Genomic DNA, 16176 nt, shown 5'->3' on the forward strand with positions numbered 1-16176 from the left:
CATGCGTCTGCCCCGACCCCGCTTCACCCCGCAGATCATGCGCGTCGTGCGTGACGTCGACCGTCTCGACCGTTCGCTGTTCACGGCGATCGCCGAGCACCGCAGCCCCATGCTCGACCGCGTCATGCCGAAGCTGAGCCGCGCCGCCGACTACTCGGTGCTGTGGATGGCGGTGGGCGCCGGGCTCGCCGCGAACGGCGACCGTCGGCTCAAGTGGGCCGCCGAGCGCGGGCTCGGCAACATCGCCCTCGCGAGCCTCCTGACGAACCAGGTCGGCAAGCGGCTCGCGCCACGCCTGCGCCCCGCGATCGAGAGCGTTCCGCTGGCTCGGCGCGTCTTCCGGCTGCCGACGTCGAACTCCTTCCCCTCCGGCCACAGCGCGAGCGCCGCCGCCTTCGCCATGGGTGTGTCGACGGAAGCGCCCGCGGCCGGCATCGTCGTGCAGGCGCTCGCGGGACTCGTCGCGTTCTCCCGCATCGCGACGGGCGCCCACTACCCGAGCGACGTCGCCGTCGGCTGGGCGATCGGCTCGGCCGTCTCGACGCTCGGGGCGCGCGTGCAACCGTCCGCCCCGCCGGCAAAGGTGACGCCGTCGCCGCCGCTGACGATCGACGTGCCGCCCCACCCGCGCGGCGCGGGCGTCGTCTGCGTCATCAACCCGCGAGCAGGAGGAGGTAACGGCGCGCGCGTCATCCGACGCATCGAGAAGCTGCTGCCCGAGGCGGAGATCGTCCGCCTCGGGCAGGGGCAGGATCTCGACGACCTGCTCGCCGACGCGGCCGCGCGCTGCGACGTGCTCGGCGTCGGCGGCGGTGACGGGACGCTGCAAGCCGGTGCGCGGCACGCGATCGAGCACGACGTGCCGCTCGCGGCGTTCCCCGCAGGCACGTTCAACCACTTCGCGAAGGCGCTCGGGGTGAGCGTCGACGCGACCGCGCGGGCGATCGAGCAAGGATGGTGCACGACCGTCGACGTCGCGCGCCTCAACGGCGAGATATTCCTCAACACCGCGAGCGCCGGCTCGTACCCCGAGTTCGTCATCCGCCGCGAGAAGCTCGAGGGGCGCATCGGCAAACCGCTCGCCGCCGTCGTCGCCGGATGGCGGATGCTGCGCACCGCGGAGCCGTTCACGTTGCGCTACGACAACCGCGAGTACACCCTCGCCGGCATCTTCATCGGCAACGGCCGCTACGACCCGCCCGGCGACGCACCGCAGACGCGGCTGCGCATGGACGACGGGCAGCTCGACCTGCGGTTCTTGGAGCGAGGCTCGCGGTGGGCCGCCGTCCGCACGCTGTTCGCCGTCTTCACCGGCGGGCTCGGACGGTTGCCGCTCTACCACGAGTTCGACGCGCCGAAGGCTCACCTCGAGGTCGTCGGCGGTCCCATCCTGTTCGCCCGCGACGGCGAGGTGACCGGCTCGGGGACGGTGCTCGACCTCGACGTCGCCTACCGCGCTCTCACCGTCTATCGGCCGCGCACAGGCAGTTGGAGTCGCGTGCTGCGACGCTTCGGATGGCGCCGCCAGGGCGTCACAGCCAGCTGACGCGGCCGGCGAGCAGCTCGTAACCGACGAAGCTGACGACGTCGAGGATCGTGTGCGCGACGATGAGCGGCAGGACGCGTCGCGTGCGCGTGTAGAGCCAGCCGAAGATCAGGCCCATGACGACGTTGCCGACGAACCCGCCGAGGCCCTGGTACAGGTGGTAGCTGCCGCGGATCAGCGCGCTCACGACGATCACCTTCGTGCGCCCCCACCCGGCCTGCGACCAGCGCGTGAAGAGGTAGCCGATCATGACGACCTCTTCGAGGATCGCGTTCTGCGCGGCGGCGAGGACGAGGATCGGAAAGACCCACCAGTGCTCGCCCAGGCCGGACGCGACGACCGTCGTGTTGATGCCCATGGCCCGCGAGACGAGGTACAGCGCGAGGCCCGGGATGCCGATGACGGCGGCGAGCAGCGCACCGAGGACGGCGTCGGGTGCCCGGCGTGTGCGGTCGATCCCGAGGTAGGCCAGCGGCTTCCGCAGTTCGCGCGACAGCAGGAGAACGACGAGCGCGACCGGCACGAGCGCCAGCGCGATCTGCACGAGCTGATAGACGACGTCGAGCCACTGCGTGCTCGAACGCGACGAGTTGAGCGTCGACGTCTGCTGACTGATCGACGTGTGCGTCGCGCGCGCCGTCAGGGCCGTGCGCAGCAGCGAAAGCGCCGACCATATCGCGCTCGCGCCGAGGCTGAGCAGCAGGACGATGGCCGTCTCGGCGAGCAGTTGACGCCGCGGCAGGCGCGTGCGCGCCACGTCGAGTCTCGTACCAGGCCAGGCCATCTGGCCTCGCAGACGACCGAGCGCTGATCGTGCGCGCTCACTCGGCGCGTCGACTCGGGTACTCACCGAAGCAGCGTGGGGTTCAGCAGCGCAGCGCGGTTCACGAGACGCCGAGCGAGCCGGCGTCGTCGTCATCGGTGCCCGTGTCGGTGACGACGTCGTCAGCGTCAGCGTCGGCGTCGGCGTCGGCGTCGGATCCACCGTCGGCCTCGGCGTCGGGTTCTGCCTCGTCATCAAGGACGTGAACCGGGGCCTCGTCGTAGGGGTCGTTGATCGTGTCGTCGCTCATGTCAGATCCTCGCTCGTCGAATGTTCGTCCTGGCCCGTCGTCGGTGTGCCAGCGGCCGCGCGTCACTCGTCGCGGCGCGAGGTGAACGCGCTGCCGACACTGCCACTCGGGCGATGCGCGGGTACGTCGGGGCGGGCCTCGTCGCGTTCTTCGCCGTCGACCCGGGACGCGACGTGTCGCTCGCCGTTGATGGGCTCGCCGTCGTCGAGCCCGTCGGACGGATCGTCGCGGCGCGAGCCTGCTGCAACCGAGCGTCCTGCACCTGCCAGTCCGGCACCGACGCGTCCCGTGTCCGAATGGCCGTCGCTAGAACGTTCTGCACGCCGCGAGCCACCGTCGCGTCGCTCACGCTCAGCGCTCACGGGCGCATCGTCGAGGCGACGCACGACGGTGAACCAGGTGATGGCGAAACCGGCGACGAGCGCCAGCAGCGCTGCGGGCCACAGCTGAGCGGCAAGCCAGATCATCGGACGCTCCCCGCGTCGCCCTCGTGTTGCTCGTCGAGTTGGCGCAGGTCGCGGCGCGTCGGGTAGAGCGCGGCGGCGAGCAGCCAGGCGATGAGGGCGCCGAGCACGAAACAGACGAGCATGACGAAGACGCTGTCGATCACGAGGTTCATCGGTGCACCTTCACCGTGCGGACGCCGTCGACGTGCGACGCGGCGTCGCGCACCGAGTCGATGGCGTCGTTGCCCGAACGCGCCGGGACGACGGCGGTGACGTCGCGGCCGTCGACCGAGACGGCGACCTGAGCGACGCCCGTGCCGGCGACGCTGCGCTCGACTCGCTGCTGCAGGTTGGATTCGATCGAGGACTTGCCGAGGAACGCAGCCGCAGCGCCGAGAACGAGTGGGACGACGACGAACGCCGCCCACCACGCCCGACTGAGTCGGGCGCGCACGCGCGTGCCTGAACGCTCCACTGCGTCTCCTTCGTTCTTCAGGTGCTCATCGTCGAACGCCGCCCATTGTGCCTGGCGTCACCGACAACGCCGTCGTCACGCGCCGTTCGGAGCGGCGACGACACCCGGTTCCTCGCGGTTCGGAACGCCGCCCTGTGCCGCCTCGCCCACCTGGTCGAGGCGACGGAACGGGTGGGCCGCCTCGATCTGCAGAGCCAGCCGCAGCAGCGTGTTCTCGTCGCCGATCTGCCCGGAGATCATGACGCCGACCGGCAGCCCGTCATCGGTCCGTCCCAGCGGCAGGCTGATGGCGGGTGCGCCCGTCGCGTTGTGCAGCGGCGTGAAGGCACAGTAGGCGAGCACGCGCTCGAGGTGCGTCTCGTAGTCGAGATCGCCTGCGAGATAACCGATCTCGGGTGCGACGTGGGCGAGGACGGGTGAGACGAAGACATCGGGGCCGCTCGCCATCTGCGAACGGTACACACGACCCGACGCCTGCAGACGCGCGAGGAACTTCGGCGCGTGCGCGAGCCGGCGGCGTCCCATCTGCGCGAGCCCGAGCGTCAACGGGTCGAGCTTGCTCGCGTCGAAATCCTTGTGGAACAGGCGCTTGCCGCCCGCCACCGTGTTGAACGCGAGGAAACCCCAGTAGTCGAGAAAATCCTGTTGGAACGACTCGGGAATCGTCGGTTGCCAGTCGACGATGTCGTGCCCGAGCCCGCCCAGCATCGTGAGAGCCGTGTCGACGGCGGCTCGCGTCGGTGCATCCGACGGAGGCGCGAACGGACTGTCGTGCATGAACCCGATGCGCAGCGGGCGCGTCAGCCCGGGGTGCGACGTGACGTCGATCGGCGGTAGGCGACGCGCCGGGTGCACGCGCTGGGCGTCCTCGAAGAACGTGACGGTGTCGCGCACCGTGCGCGTCAGCACCGAGTCGGTGACGATCTTCACCGGCATCTGCGCGGAACTCTCACCGATGATGAGGCGCCCGCGCGTCGGTTTGAGGCCGACGAGGCCGCACGTCGCGGCAGGAATGCGGATCGAGCCACCACCGTCGTTGCCGTGCGCGATGGGGACGACGCCCGACGCGACGAGCGCCGCCGAACCGCCGGAGGAACCGCCCGAACTGCGCGACGTGTCCCACGGGTTGCGCGTGACGTTGCCGCCAGGGCGTTCCGTCGTCGCCGTCCAGCCGAACGGCGGCATCGTCGTCGTGCCGATGGGGACGATGCCCGTGCCGAGGATCTGCGTCACGACCTTGCCGCTGCGGCGGTTGCTGACGCGCGGCATCGCCTCCGAACCTTGCGTCATCGGCACGCCGGCGACGACGACGTTGTCCTTGAACGCGCTCGGCACGCCGCGCAGCGCGGCGTCCGGATGATCGTGGCGCCCACCTCCGAGGCCCGCATCGATACGACCAGCACGCTGACGGGCGCGCTTGGCGTCGATGAACTCGATGGCGTTGAGCACCCCGTCGACCTTCTCCGCGCGCGCGAGCGCAGCCTCGACGGCCTCCGTCGCGCTGACGCGGCCCGAGTCGATGGCGTCGGCGAGCGCTGTCGCGTCCATGTCACCGAGCGCATCGTCGGTGAACGCGTGGATCTGCTTCGGCCTCGTCTCGGACATCATCTGACCCCTTTTCGTCGTGGCAGCTTCGATCTGCCAGTGTGCCGCCTGCGACGCCGCCTGTGGGCCGAAGCGCGCAACTCGGGTGGCCGATGCCGCCCGTGTCGCCGATGTCGGCATGGCCTCGACGATGGTGGTGGCGGTGCGTGAGAGGGCACGCCTCCCTGGGCATCGTGACGATTCAGCGGGCCGAGGTGGGCGCGCGGTTCGGGGCGGGGATTCCGTTGTCGTGCAGCAGGGTTCGCGCCGCGTGCCAGCCGCACATGCCGTGGACGCTGGGGCCCGGCGTCGTCGCTCCCGACGCGAGGTAGACACCGTCGGCGGGTGTGCGCCACGGCGTCGGTGACACGACGGGACGCTTGAGCATCTGCGTCATCGTGACGGCGCCGCTCGCGAAGTCGCCGCCCGCGAAGTTGGGACTGACGTCCGCCGCGAACTCGTCGGCGCGCGTCGCTGTTGAGGCGAGCACGAGGTCACGGAAACCCGGGGCGTGCTCCTCGACGGCGGCGAGGACGGCCTCGGTGGCGTCGACGTCACTGTCGAACGGCACGTGGACGTACGCCCAGAACGTCGCCTGCCCGGCCGGCGCGCGCGTGGAATCGACGACACTCGGCTGCACGGCCAGAACGTAGGGACGCTCGGGCACCCGCCCGCGCGCGACGTCGTTCTCCGCCGCCGCGATCTGCTCGCGTGTGCCGCCGAGGTGCACCGTGGGGGCCTCGCCGATGCGCGGATCGCTCCACGGGACCGGCCCGGCGAGCGCCATGTCGACCTTGCTCACGCCGCTGCCCGGCTTGAACCGCTCGAGAGCGCGCCGATAGCGATCAGGCAGGCGCGCGGCGGCCATCGTCAGGAACGCGGGGACGCCGACGTCGAGCACGGCCGCGTCGTACTCGTCGAGCTGCGCGAGGTCAGTGACCTCCCGCCCGAGGTGGACGCGCCCACCGTGCGCCTCGAGGTCCGCGACGAGCGCGTCGACGATCGCCTGTGAACCACCGACCGGCACCGGCCAACCCTGCGCGTGCGCGGTTGCGCTCAGCATGAGCCCGCCACCGGCCATGGCGAGAGTGGGGTGGCGGCCGATCGTGTGCGCGGCGCACCCCGTCAGCATCGCCGGGGCGACGTCCTCGACGAACCGGCGTGACCATGCGGGCGTGCCCGCCTCCAGGACGCGCGCGCCGTAGACGGCCGCCGCGATCGGGTCGCGTGGCACCCGCAGCAGCGTGTTCATCGTCATGTCGGTGACGCCGCGCAGGCGCTCGACGACGGGGCCGAGGAAGGAGCGGTAGGCGTCACCGTCCGCGCCGAGTGCGTCGGCCGCACGGTCGAGGTCGCGATACCCGATGCCGCTACGGCCCCCCGGCAACGGATGTGCGAACGAGGCCTCGGGCACGACGAGGTCGATGCGCCGCGCAAGGTCGAACTCCTGGAAGAACGGGCTCGCGAGCGCCATCGGGTGGACGGCGCTCGCGACGTCGTGGCGAAAGCCCGGCAGGCTGAGTTCGCGGGTGGCCGCGCCACCGCCCGTCCATTCGTTGCGTTCGAAGACGTCGACGGCGAGCCCGGCGCGCGCCAGCGTCACGGCCGCGGCGAGACCGTTGGGTCCGGCGCCGACCACTGCCACGCGCGTCAAGTTCATGCGTGAAGCGTAAGGACGCGGCTACGGACGCGGGGCGCCGGGGACGAATGTGACCCAGAATCGCAGGTGTGCACGGCTCAGAAGCGGACGTCGGCGGGGGCGTGCGTCGTCGGCAGACGCGCCTCGACCCAGGCTGCGTACCCGCCGATGACGTCGGTCGCGTTGACGAGCCCGACGTCCTGAAGCGCCCGCGCCGCGACGCTCGAGGAGAAACCGTGGCGGCAGATGACGATGTATCGCGTCTCCCAGCTGCTCGCCTCCGGGATGCGCCACGCGTTGCTCGGATCGAGACGCCACTCGAGCACGGTGCGGTCGATGACGAGCGCACCCGGGATGTTCGCGCTCTCGGCGCGATGCCCCGCCGTCCGCGTGTCGACGATGACGGCCCCACGCTGCTGCTCGTCGAACGCCTGGCGCGGTGTCAGCCGACGCCATCCCTGACGCACGCGCGCGAGGTAGGCGGTCGAACCGCGGTCGCTGTCAGCTGGCATGGCCGGGCCGGTGGGGCGGACCTGCGACGGTCGCCTGGCTTCGTTCGTCCCCTTGTTCGGGGTCATGTGCGCCGAATGATCTCGGTGTCGTCGTCTCCGCCGCGCCCGTGGCGCGGCGCGCTCGCGCCGTCAGTGCCGACGTCACGACCGGGACGTCCGGGGCGCATGGCCTGCGTCCGGGCGTCGTCATCGCCGTTGTCGGCGCGCACGGGACGGAAGGCCTGCGTCCGCGCGTCATCGTCGCCGTCATTGGCTCGCGCGGGCCGAAGCGCCTGCGTCCGGGCCTCGTCGCGTGACGTGCCGTAGGGCGGGGTGTGGTCGACGGCGGCTTCACCCGAGCGCTCGTACCACCGCGTCGAGCTGGGCGTGTCGTCGAAGTCACCGAAGTCGTCGTACGGGCGACTGTCGGCGCGGCCACCGAGCGGGAGGGGACGCTCGGCGGCGCGCGATGCGTCGTCGAGACGCTCGTCGGTGCGAGCGTCCGCCGGGTGCGCACCTTGCGCAGAGCCACCCTCGAGCACTCCCGCGCGGCGCTCACGCCGACGCCGTGAGGAGCGCGAGATGGCACGCACGATCGCGAGGAGGATCGCCAGCACGAGCCCGAGCGTCAGGCCGAGCACGAGACCCGTCCAGTTGTCGACGACGTCCTGGCTCGAGCAACTGCGCTTGAGTTCGGGGTAGAGATCCTGCAGCGTCTCGATGCCCGGCGGCAGCGCGAACAACACCATGACGCCGAGGATCTTGCGCCACACGCCGTCGAGCAGCATGACGCCGACGCCTGCAGGCAGGAACAGCCACACGTTCGGGGGCCGCGAGCCGGCGCTGAACCAGTACTCACGGGCCAGAGGCCGCCACACCGACCAGTCGCAGCCCGCCGTCGGCACGCCGAAGTAGTCGTTCTTGACCGGGCTCAACGTCACGACGGCCGCGACGACGAGACACCACGTCAGCAGTGCGAACCCGAGCCGATCGGCGCGTGAGCGGCGCGTCGGGAAGAGCAACGTCGTCAGCAGCGCGAGGACGAACCCGCCGAGCACGGCCGGGCCTGTCCAGGGAAGGGCCTTGAGAATGAGCTGCAGCTGCTCGAGCATGGCGCCTCCAGGGCTTCCCGGCGTGGATCGGATGACGCAACACGGTAGCAACCAGGCGTGACCTGTTCGTTATCGACGCGCGGGCGGCGGGTCGACCGTTCGCCGTCAGTGTCCTGGCGATGTCGGCCAGCGTTTGGGATGTCCAGACTCAGATGAACCCTGTGAAAGCCCCCGGCTTGGCTGCCTCACTTCCTGGACGCGCAGGTTCGTGCCCGTCGTCGACGCAATCGAGATGGGGCATCTGACCGCGCAACTGCGTCAGGGCGTATCGACGCAGAACGTCCCGGCCACCTCAGGGTGACCGGGACGTTTCACGTGAAACACGCTGACGGATCAGCCGCGGATGCTCGCGTCGAACGCGCCGAGTGCGGCCGTCGCGCCGGAGCCTTCGGCGACGACGATCTGCTTGTACGGCTCGGTCGTGACGTCGCCGGCGGCGAAGATGGCCGGGTCGGACGTCGCACCACGGTCGGAGATGACGATCTCCTTGCGCTCGTTGAGGTCGACGACACCGTGGAGGAACTCGGTGTTCGGCAGCAGGCCGATCTGGACGAACACGCCCTCGACGTCGATGCTCTTGCTCTCGTTGGTCTCGCGGTCGGTGTACGTCAGGCCGGTGACGCCCTTGCCGTCGCCGACGACCTCACTCGTCGCGGCCGACAGGATGATGTCGACGTTGGGCAGCGACTTGAGCTTGCGCTGCAGCACGTCGTCGGCGCGCATCGTGTCGAGGAACTCGACGACGGTGACGTGCCCGACGACGCCCGCCAGGTCGATCGCGGCCTCGACGCCGGAGTTGCCGCCACCGATGACGGCGACGCTCTTGCCCTTGAACAGCGGACCGTCGCAGTGCGGGCAGAAGGTGACGCCCTTGTTGCGGTACTCCTCCTCGCCCGGAACGCCCATGCGACGCCAGCGGGCACCCGTCGCGATGATGACCTGCTTGGCGCGCAGTTCGGCGCCCGTCTCGGTGACGACCTTCTTGAGGCCGTCCTCGTCGGTGATGGACGCGACCTTCTGCGCCTTCATCACGTCGATCTCGTACTCGTGCAGGTGCGCCTCGAGCGCGGCGGCGAGCTTGGGGCCCTCCGTGTACGGCATCGAGATGAAGTTCTCGATGGCGTTCGTGTCGAGCACCTGGCCGCCGATGCGCTCGGCGACGAGGCCGGTGCGGATGCCCTTGCGTGCGGTGTAGATCGCGGCCGCGACGCCCGCGGGGCCACCACCGATGACGAGGACGCCGAACGGCTCCTTCTCGCTGAGCTTCGCCGCGGCCTTCGCGTCAGCGCCGGTGTCGAGCTTGCTGATGAAGTCTTCGACGGTCATGCGGCCCTGGCCGAAGACCTCACCGTTGAGGTAGACCGTCGGGACGGCCTTGATGTCGCGCGCCTCGATCTCGTCCTGGAACGCGCCGCCCTCGATCGCGATGTGGTGGATGTTCGGGTTGAGCACGCTCATCGCGTTGAGCGCCTGCACGACGTCGGGGCAGTTCTGGCACGTCAGCGACATGTACGTCTCGAAGTGGAACGTGCCCTCGATGTCACGGATCTGCTGCGCCTGCTCGTCACTGATCTTGACGGGGTGGCCGCCGACCTGCAACAACGCGAGGACGAGCGACGTGAACTCGTGCCCCATCGGCAGGCCCGCGAAGTGGACGCCGACGTCCGTGCCGGCGCGAGCGATCTCGAAGCTCGGCCGACGCTCGTTGTCGTCGCTGCGCTCGTAGCTCACCTTGTCGTGCAGCGCCTCGATCTCCTTGAGGAGCTCTTCGGTCTGCTTCGACTTGTCGGAGCCGTCGAGGCTGGCGCGCAGCACGATCGGTTCACGAAGGTTGCCGAGCAGCTGCTGCAGCTGGGCTGTCATGTTGGCGTCGAGAACGGCCATGGGGTGCCTCCTGGTGTCGGCGAGGGGACGAAAAAGGTACGGGTTGGCCCGAACGGGGCGGTGTGTCAAGAATCTGTGGAGAGAAGGTCTGGCGAGAAGGTCTTGTGAGCCCACGCGGGCGACCGGGGCGGGGCAGGTCACGAGTGGAGAGGGACGAGAGCCTTGGGGGCGTTCTCGTCACCCTCCACCCGCGGCCTGAGGGCCAAAACTCTGCATTGCAGGGTTTCGGTGCTCGACCGGGGCGTTGCGGACTGAAACTCCGCCATGCCGAGTTTCACTCCTCAAGCGGGCGGGCGCTGCCAGCAGCATGAGCCCCCACAGTTGAGAGCGGAAAAAGTCTCCACGTGGGGCCAGCTCTCAGGCGATCACGCCAGGCCGGGCGCCGCCCCGCCGTCGGAGGCGAACGAGTGAGCGTGCGAACTCGTTCGGTGATCACGGCGAGGCGGCGACCGGCTACGACCTGGCGACGATCAAGCGAGCCTGGAGGCTGAGCTTGCGAAGCCTCCAGTGTGAGCATTGAGGAGTCAGGTCAAGAGGGCACAGCTGAGTTCAGTCTGAGCCTGCAAAGGGCTGAACTCAGATCTTGCCGACGAGGTCCAGCGACGGCGTGAGCGACTCGGCGCCCTCTTCCCACTTGGCGGGGCAGACCTCGCCCGGGTGGTTGCGGATGTACTGGGCGGCCTTGACCTTGCGGACGAGCTCGGCGGCGTTGCGGCCGATGCCTTCGGAGGTGACCTCGGTGAACTGGATGACGCCGTCGGGGTCGACGAGGAAGGTGCCGCGGTTGGCGAGGCCCTCGTCCTCACGCAGGATCTCGAAGTTGCGGGAGATCTGCAGCGTCGGGTCGCCGATCATCGCGTAGTCGATCTTGGCGATCGTCTCGGACGAGCCGTGCCACGCCTTGTGCGTGAAGTGGGTGTCGGTGGAGACGGAGAAGACCTCCACGCCGAGCTTCTGCAGCTCGTCGTAGTAGTCGGCGAGGTCGCCGAGCTCGGTCGGGCAGACGAACGTGAAGTCGGCCGGGTAGAAGAAGAAGATGCTCCACTTGTCGGCGACGTCGGCCTCGGAGACCTCGACGAATTCGCCCTGCTTGAAAGCGGTGGCCTTGAACGGCTTGATGGTCGTGTTGATGAGCGACACGTCATGCTCCTTCGCGTTGGGGATCGGCGGCGAGCGTGGCGCCGCCGCAAGCATTCCTTAACTGGAATGACTCCATATTAGCGCCTCTGGTCGCCATGTCCAACAGCGGGCCGCATGAACATCGCGTGAACGACCCGCCCCCCTCGCGGCGCACCGAGTTCTCAGGCCGACGGCTGTGTGTACATCTGCGATTCACGGTCACATTCGTCGGCGACGGCGGCATGGTCGCGACGGGCGATCTGCGCACCCACCGCGAGGCGCTTCGATGCGGGAGCCGAGCATCATCGGGGGCCGCTCACGATCGGCGGCGGGCGCAGCATCTGCCAGCTCGTCGATCCGTTCGGCGGAGTCTTCGGCCTGGATGGCCCGCCCTGACGCCCAGCGCGTCCGAACATCGTCCAGAAACGCGTCAGGCACGACGCGTTCTCGGGCAATGAGCGCCGCGCTACCGATCACTGCAGACCCTCACGATCGACGCGCCGTCGAGACACGGCTCAACCTTTCGTCACGCGCTCCACGACAGGCCGAGCAGCGTCTGCACGACCTCCTCGACGGCGGCCGGGCGCGGCGGTGCGCCGTACGTCGCGACGTGCAGTTCTCGGCCCGCGCCGACAACGGGGTGCGTGACGACGCCTGGGTTGCGGTGGCCCGCGAGCGCGAGTGCAGATAGCAACGTCACCCCGAAACCCGCTGCCACGAGAGCTTGTACGGCGACGACGTCGTCACTGGCGAAGCCGATGTCGGGCTCGACTCCGACGGAGGCGCACAGGTCGAGCAGCCCTGTGCGGCAGCGCTCGCACCCCGCGATCCACCGGCCGTCGGAGAACCTTCGCAGTTCTTCCGGCCGCAGGCCCGTCGCTTCCCTCTCGCCGCAGGCGCGCCCCTCCGCGATCGTGCCGCCAACCGAACGAAACGGCTCGACGAGGTGCAACGCGTCCCACCCGAGGTGCTCGACGGTGACGTCGTCGTCGAAGTGCTGCCCGGAATAGGCGAACGTGATGGCGACGTCGACCTGCCCCGAGCGCAGCAACGCGGCGGCTTCCGGCGGTTCGACCTCGACGATGTCGAACGTCAGACCAGGTGCCGTGTCGGCGAGCGTCAGGAGCAGCCGCGGCACGATCGTGCTGCAGGCAGAGGGGAAGGCCGCGAGGCGCACGTGCCCTGCGGCGAGCGTGGTCATGGTGTCGAGTTCCACCTCGGCGCGCCGCAACAGGCCGAGGATCTCCTCGCCGCGCGCCGCCAGACGCGCGCCGTCGGGCGTCAACCGCACCCCGCGCCCGACGTGCTGCACGAGCACGGCGCCGGTCTCCTCCTCGAGTCGGCGCAGGTGGTGCGAGACCGTCGGTTGCCCGCAGCCCAGAGCCGTCGCCGCCGCGCTCACCGTTCCTTCCCGGGCGAGCGCGACGAGGGCTTCGAGGCGTTTCATCTCCACCCCCTCAATGTATCGGCGCTATCGATGCGATCAAGTGATTGCATGTATTGGACGGATGATTCGCCGTCGCGCACGCTGGAGGCATGCCGATCCTGCCGCCGCCAACCCGCGAAACCGCTGCGCCGCACGACCTCGTGTCGGCCCCGCACATGCAGCCCGTCGAGCCCACCCGCGCCGCACCTGCCACTGGCGGCACCGGCGACACCGGCTCGGCGACCCCGGTCGTCTCCTTCGACGGCGTCCTCGCCGCAGCCGAGGCCCTCGCTGCACACCTCGTGCCCACGCCGACGTGGCGGTACGCGGCACTGAGTGACGCGGTGGGCCGCGATGTCGTCGTCAAGCACGAGAACATGAACCCGACGGGCTCGTTCAAGGTGCGTGGCGGCCTCACGCTCGCGAGCCGTCTCGACACCGACGAGCGTTCCGCCGGTCTCGTCACCTGTTCCACGGGAAACCACGCGCAGTCGATCGCGTTCGCGGCACGCGTGGCCGGGACGCGCGCCGTCATCGTCATGCCCGCGTGCGCGCCGAGCGTCAAGGTCGACGCGGTGCGCGCCCTCGGCGCCGACGTCGTCATCGAGGGCCCGACGCTCGCCGAGGAATCCGCTCACGCCCGCCACCTCGCGGAGACGAGCGGCATGCGGTTCGTCAATCCGGGCAATGACCCGGCGATCATCCACGGCCACGCGACGGCGTATCTCGAACTGCTGCAGTCGAACCCGGGCATCGACGAGATCTACGTGCCGATCGGCAGCGGCTCCGGCGCCGCCGGCGCGTGCCTCGTACGCGACGCGATCGCCCCGCACGTGCGCGTCATCGGCGTGCAGTCCGACGGCGCGACGGCCGCGTACGACTCGTGGACGAGTGGCTTCATGCAGAGCCGCCCCGCGACGACGCGCGTCAGCGGCCTCGCGACGGCGCACGGTTTCGAGACGCCGCAGAGCATCATGCGCGGCGACGCAGGCGGCGCCGGCAGTCTCGGCCTGCAGGGCTTCGACCTCGTCACCGACGACGAGATCGACGCCGCTGCAACGCTTCTCGCCCGTCACGCGCGGGTGCTCGCCGAGGGCGCGGGCGCTGCCGCACTCGCCGGTCTCGTCGCGCGGCAGGGCACCCAGCACGGCACGACCGGCCTCAACGCCCGAAGCTCCGGCACCGCCGCCGTCGTCGTGACGGGCGGCAACGTCAGCGCTGACGAATGGGCGCACCTCGCTGCAGCGATGAGCTGACGCTCGAGGGCATCCGCTCAGGTGCGGCGAGCACTGGTGCCCGGTGGGCGCTGGTGCCCGGTAGGCGCTATGACCACGTGGGCGACCCGCTGATCGCGAGTGACGGCGTCCACCGAGGACGAACGAGCGGGGCCGGCTCCTTCACCAGGAAGGAACCGGCCCCGTTCGTCATGTCGAGCACGTCAGGCCGACTTGACCTCACGCTTGGTGAGGCGGACGAAACCGAGCACCATCGGCAGCACGAGCCACAGCGCGAGCGTGACGGCGAGCTTGCCCCACTGGTCGCCGCTCACGGAGCCGTCGATGAGGGGTGCCATCGACTGCTGCGGGTTGACCCACTCGGCCGCCTTCTGGCCCCATTCGCCGGCCAGGTTGAACAGGGAGACGACGATCGGGATGAACAGGAACGCGCAGATCGCACCGGGCGTGTTCTGGATGAGAAGACCGAACGCGACGCCCATGCCCGCCTGCAGCAGCATGTAGGCGAACAACGTCGCGTAGGCCGTGCCCTTCATGTGCCAATCGGCGTCCCCGCTGCCGAGGGAGCCGACGAGCAGCGTCAGCCCGGCCGCCACGGCCAGCGCGACGATCGTCGCCGTGACCGCTGTGAGGAGCGTCGCCGCCAGCTTCGCGAGCACGACGCGCCCCCGTCGCGGTTCGAGGGTGAACGTGATGAGCCCGGTGCGTTGTGACCACTCGCTCGTCACCGCGAGGATGCCCAGGATCGGCACGAGATAGTTCATCGGGATAAGGGTGGCGCCGATGAGGTCGAAGAACTTCACGCCGTCGCGCTCGGTGTACGCCACCAGGGCGGAGGCGAGCACGATGAGCAACGCGGTGATGGCCATGAGCCACGTGCCGGCGCGGGTGTCCGTCAGCTTGCGCAGCTCGACGGCGAGCAGTTGGCCGAAGCCGATCGGCGTCGACTTGCCGGCGTCACCGAGACGCTTGGGCAGGCGAGCGTGCGTCGGCGCGGCCGAATCCAGCACACCACCGCCCGGGCCGCCCGCATACAGCGGCTGCATGCCGGGGCGCCCTGTCGGCGCGCCCTGCATCTGCGGCGGTCCCGACGGCGCGCCCTGCGGCTGACGCTGCTGCGGCTGGTTGGGGTTGATCGGTGTGCTCATCGTGCGACCTCCCGGGAGTCGGCGGCGGTGAGGTTGAGGAACATCTCTTCGAGGCCCGCACCACCGGCGGCGCCGAGCTGGACGAGCACGATGCCGTGCTGCGCGGCCACGCGGCCGACGTCGATGGGTTCGGCGGGCGTGTGGATGCCGGTCTGGGTGCGCTGCACCGGGATTCCGGCGGCCTGCAGGGCGGAGGCGAGGGCGGCGTCGTCGGTGCTCGCGGCGTTCGTGCCCGCACCGCGCAGCAGCTCCTGCTTCGAGCCCTGACGCACGATGCGTCCGCGTCCGATCATGACGAGGTCGTCGGCGACCTGCTCGACCTCGTGCAGCAGGTGGCTCGACAGCAGCACGGTTCCGCCGCGCTCCGCGTACGAGCGCAACAGCCCGCGCATCCAGCGGATGCCGGCCGGGTCGAGACCGTTCGCGGGCTCGTCGAGGATGAGCACGTCCGGGTCGCCGAGCAGCGCGTGCCCGATGCCGAGGCGCTGACGCATGCCGAGCGAGTAGTCGCCGACGCGTCGCTTCGCCTCCGCAGGCGTCAGGCCGACGACGTCGAGGATCTCGGTGACTCGGTCGGCGGGCAGCCCCATCGTCTTCGCGCCGATCGTCAGCACCTCGTGCCCGGTGCGTCCGACGTGCTGCGCGCTCGCGTCGAGCAGGACGCCGACGTGGCGGCCCGGGTTATCGAGCTTGCTGTAGTCCTTGCCGAGGATGGTGGCGTGACCCCGCGTCGGCGGTGTCAGCCCCGTCATCATCCGCATGCACGTCGACTTGCCAGCGCCGTTCGGGCCGAGGAAGCCGGTCACACGACCCGGCTTGGCCTGAAAGCTGACGTTGTCGACCGACACGGTGTTCCCGTAGACCTTGGTCAACCCCTCTACTGTGATCATGGTCTCAACCCTAGGAGGCTCACGCCGCGTCAGGCCGCATCGGCGTGTCATCTCATCCTCCCGACACCGAGGATTCATCCGCGCGACGGAGCCTGCGTCATCCTTGCG

At 69.9% G+C, this 16176-nt stretch carries 16 protein-coding genes; 2 read left to right on the forward strand and 14 right to left on the reverse strand.

Annotated elements, in window-relative coordinates:
* Window position 1 precedes the first annotated feature (1 nt).
* Entirely contained in the window at window positions 2-1546 is a 1545-nt protein-coding gene (locus DYE07_RS07995; protein WP_115296716.1) for a bifunctional phosphatase PAP2/diacylglycerol kinase family protein, read from the forward strand.
* Here the strand turns inward: DYE07_RS07995 and DYE07_RS08000 are convergent.
* The 12 genes from DYE07_RS08000 to DYE07_RS08060 form a co-directional block, all read right to left on the reverse strand.
* On the reverse strand, window positions 1533-2303 hold the full coding sequence (locus tag DYE07_RS08000) for a CPBP family intramembrane glutamic endopeptidase (RefSeq protein ID WP_115296717.1): 771 nt from the start codon (window positions 2301-2303) through the stop codon (window positions 1533-1535). The genes DYE07_RS07995 and DYE07_RS08000 overlap by 14 nt on opposite strands.
* Window positions 2304-2430: 127 nt before the next feature.
* Complete coding sequence (locus tag DYE07_RS08005; RefSeq protein ID WP_115296718.1) at window positions 2431-2619, reverse strand: hypothetical protein; 189 nt, start codon at window positions 2617-2619, stop codon at window positions 2431-2433.
* Between the two features lie 62 nt (window positions 2620-2681).
* Window positions 2682-3086, reverse strand: a complete 405-nt coding sequence (locus DYE07_RS08010) for a hypothetical protein (protein ID WP_115296719.1) — start codon at window positions 3084-3086, stop codon at window positions 2682-2684.
* Entirely contained in the window at window positions 3083-3238 is a 156-nt protein-coding gene (locus tag DYE07_RS08015) for a lipopolysaccharide assembly protein LapA domain-containing protein (RefSeq protein ID WP_006943511.1), read from the reverse strand. The genes DYE07_RS08010 and DYE07_RS08015 overlap by 4 nt, the downstream gene beginning before the upstream one ends.
* Window positions 3235-3540 carry a hypothetical protein gene (locus tag DYE07_RS08020; protein ID WP_115296720.1) on the reverse strand — a complete coding sequence of 102 codons (306 nt, stop codon included), beginning with the start codon at window positions 3538-3540 and terminating at the stop codon, window positions 3235-3237. The genes DYE07_RS08015 and DYE07_RS08020 overlap by 4 nt, the downstream gene beginning before the upstream one ends.
* Window positions 3541-3615: 75 nt before the next feature.
* A complete protein-coding gene (locus tag DYE07_RS08025; RefSeq protein ID WP_256594798.1) occupies window positions 3616-5145 on the reverse strand; it encodes an amidase in 1530 nt (509 codons plus the stop codon).
* Between the two features lie 181 nt (window positions 5146-5326).
* On the reverse strand, window positions 5327-6784 hold the full coding sequence (locus tag DYE07_RS08030; protein WP_115296722.1) for a phytoene desaturase family protein: 1458 nt from the start codon (window positions 6782-6784) through the stop codon (window positions 5327-5329).
* Window positions 6785-6861: 77 nt separating this feature from the next.
* Window positions 6862-7275 carry a rhodanese-like domain-containing protein gene (locus DYE07_RS08035; RefSeq protein WP_074040152.1) on the reverse strand — a complete coding sequence of 138 codons (414 nt, stop codon included), beginning with the start codon at window positions 7273-7275 and terminating at the stop codon, window positions 6862-6864.
* 62 nt (window positions 7276-7337) lie between these two features.
* On the reverse strand, window positions 7338-8366 hold the full coding sequence (locus DYE07_RS08040) for a hypothetical protein (protein ID WP_115296723.1): 1029 nt from the start codon (window positions 8364-8366) through the stop codon (window positions 7338-7340).
* A gap of 333 nt (window positions 8367-8699) precedes the next feature.
* On the reverse strand, window positions 8700-10250 hold the full coding sequence (ahpF, locus tag DYE07_RS08045) for an alkyl hydroperoxide reductase subunit F (RefSeq protein ID WP_115296724.1): 1551 nt from the start codon (window positions 10248-10250) through the stop codon (window positions 8700-8702).
* 576 nt (window positions 10251-10826) lie between these two features.
* On the reverse strand, window positions 10827-11390 hold the full coding sequence (gene ahpC, locus DYE07_RS08050; RefSeq protein WP_006943499.1) for an alkyl hydroperoxide reductase subunit C: 564 nt from the start codon (window positions 11388-11390) through the stop codon (window positions 10827-10829).
* A gap of 505 nt (window positions 11391-11895) precedes the next feature.
* A complete protein-coding gene (locus DYE07_RS08060) occupies window positions 11896-12816 on the reverse strand; it encodes a LysR family transcriptional regulator (protein WP_082740412.1) in 921 nt (306 codons plus the stop codon).
* An 89-nt stretch (window positions 12817-12905) separates the two neighbouring features.
* Between DYE07_RS08060 and DYE07_RS08065 the strand changes: the two genes are divergently transcribed.
* Window positions 12906-14051: a threonine ammonia-lyase gene (locus tag DYE07_RS08065; protein WP_231729358.1), complete on the forward strand. Its 1146-nt coding sequence runs from the start codon at window positions 12906-12908 to the stop codon at window positions 14049-14051.
* A gap of 182 nt (window positions 14052-14233) precedes the next feature.
* Here DYE07_RS08065 and DYE07_RS08070 read toward each other — a convergent pair whose 3' ends face one another.
* The gene (locus tag DYE07_RS08070) at window positions 14234-15178 is read right to left on the reverse strand and encodes an ABC transporter permease (RefSeq protein WP_062255965.1); all 945 of its coding nucleotides are present in this window, start codon (window positions 15176-15178) and stop codon (window positions 14234-14236) included.
* Entirely contained in the window at window positions 15175-16068 is an 894-nt protein-coding gene (locus DYE07_RS08075) for an ATP-binding cassette domain-containing protein (protein WP_038566425.1), read from the reverse strand. The genes DYE07_RS08070 and DYE07_RS08075 overlap by 4 nt, the downstream gene beginning before the upstream one ends.
* Window positions 16069-16176: the final 108 nt, after the last annotated feature.

This window comes from Dermacoccus nishinomiyaensis (assembly GCF_900447535.1).
Taxonomy (GTDB): Bacteria; Actinomycetota; Actinomycetes; order Actinomycetales; family Dermatophilaceae; genus Dermacoccus; species Dermacoccus nishinomiyaensis.

Bases quoted from the DNA above. Each gene is read 5' to 3' on its own strand.
- DYE07_RS07995 (WP_115296716.1), top strand. From the start codon at position 2: ATGCGTCTGCCCCGACCCCGCTTCACCCCGCAGATCATGCGCGTCGTG.
- DYE07_RS08065 (WP_231729358.1), top strand. From the start codon at position 12,906: ATGCCGATCCTGCCGCCGCCAACCCGCGAAACCGCTGCGCCGCACGAC.
- DYE07_RS08035 (WP_074040152.1), bottom strand. From the start codon at position 7,275: ATGCCAGCTGACAGCGACCGCGGTTCGACCGCCTACCTCGCGCGCGTG.
- DYE07_RS08010 (WP_115296719.1), bottom strand. From the start codon at position 3,086: ATGATCTGGCTTGCCGCTCAGCTGTGGCCCGCAGCGCTGCTGGCGCTC.
- DYE07_RS08075 (WP_038566425.1), bottom strand. From the start codon at position 16,068: ATGATCACAGTAGAGGGGTTGACCAAGGTCTACGGGAACACCGTGTCG.
- DYE07_RS08030 (WP_115296722.1), bottom strand. From the start codon at position 6,784: ATGAACTTGACGCGCGTGGCAGTGGTCGGCGCCGGACCCAACGGTCTC.
- DYE07_RS08040 (WP_115296723.1), bottom strand. From the start codon at position 8,366: ATGCTCGAGCAGCTGCAGCTCATTCTCAAGGCCCTTCCCTGGACAGGC.
- DYE07_RS08070 (WP_062255965.1), bottom strand. From the start codon at position 15,178: ATGAGCACACCGATCAACCCCAACCAGCCGCAGCAGCGTCAGCCGCAG.
- DYE07_RS08060 (WP_082740412.1), bottom strand. From the start codon at position 12,816: ATGAAACGCCTCGAAGCCCTCGTCGCGCTCGCCCGGGAAGGAACGGTG.
- ahpF (WP_115296724.1), bottom strand. From the start codon at position 10,250: ATGGCCGTTCTCGACGCCAACATGACAGCCCAGCTGCAGCAGCTGCTC.
- DYE07_RS08005 (WP_115296718.1), bottom strand. From the start codon at position 2,619: ATGAGCGACGACACGATCAACGACCCCTACGACGAGGCCCCGGTTCAC.
- DYE07_RS08015 (WP_006943511.1), bottom strand. From the start codon at position 3,238: ATGAACCTCGTGATCGACAGCGTCTTCGTCATGCTCGTCTGTTTCGTG.
- DYE07_RS08025 (WP_256594798.1), bottom strand. From the start codon at position 5,145: ATGTCCGAGACGAGGCCGAAGCAGATCCACGCGTTCACCGACGATGCG.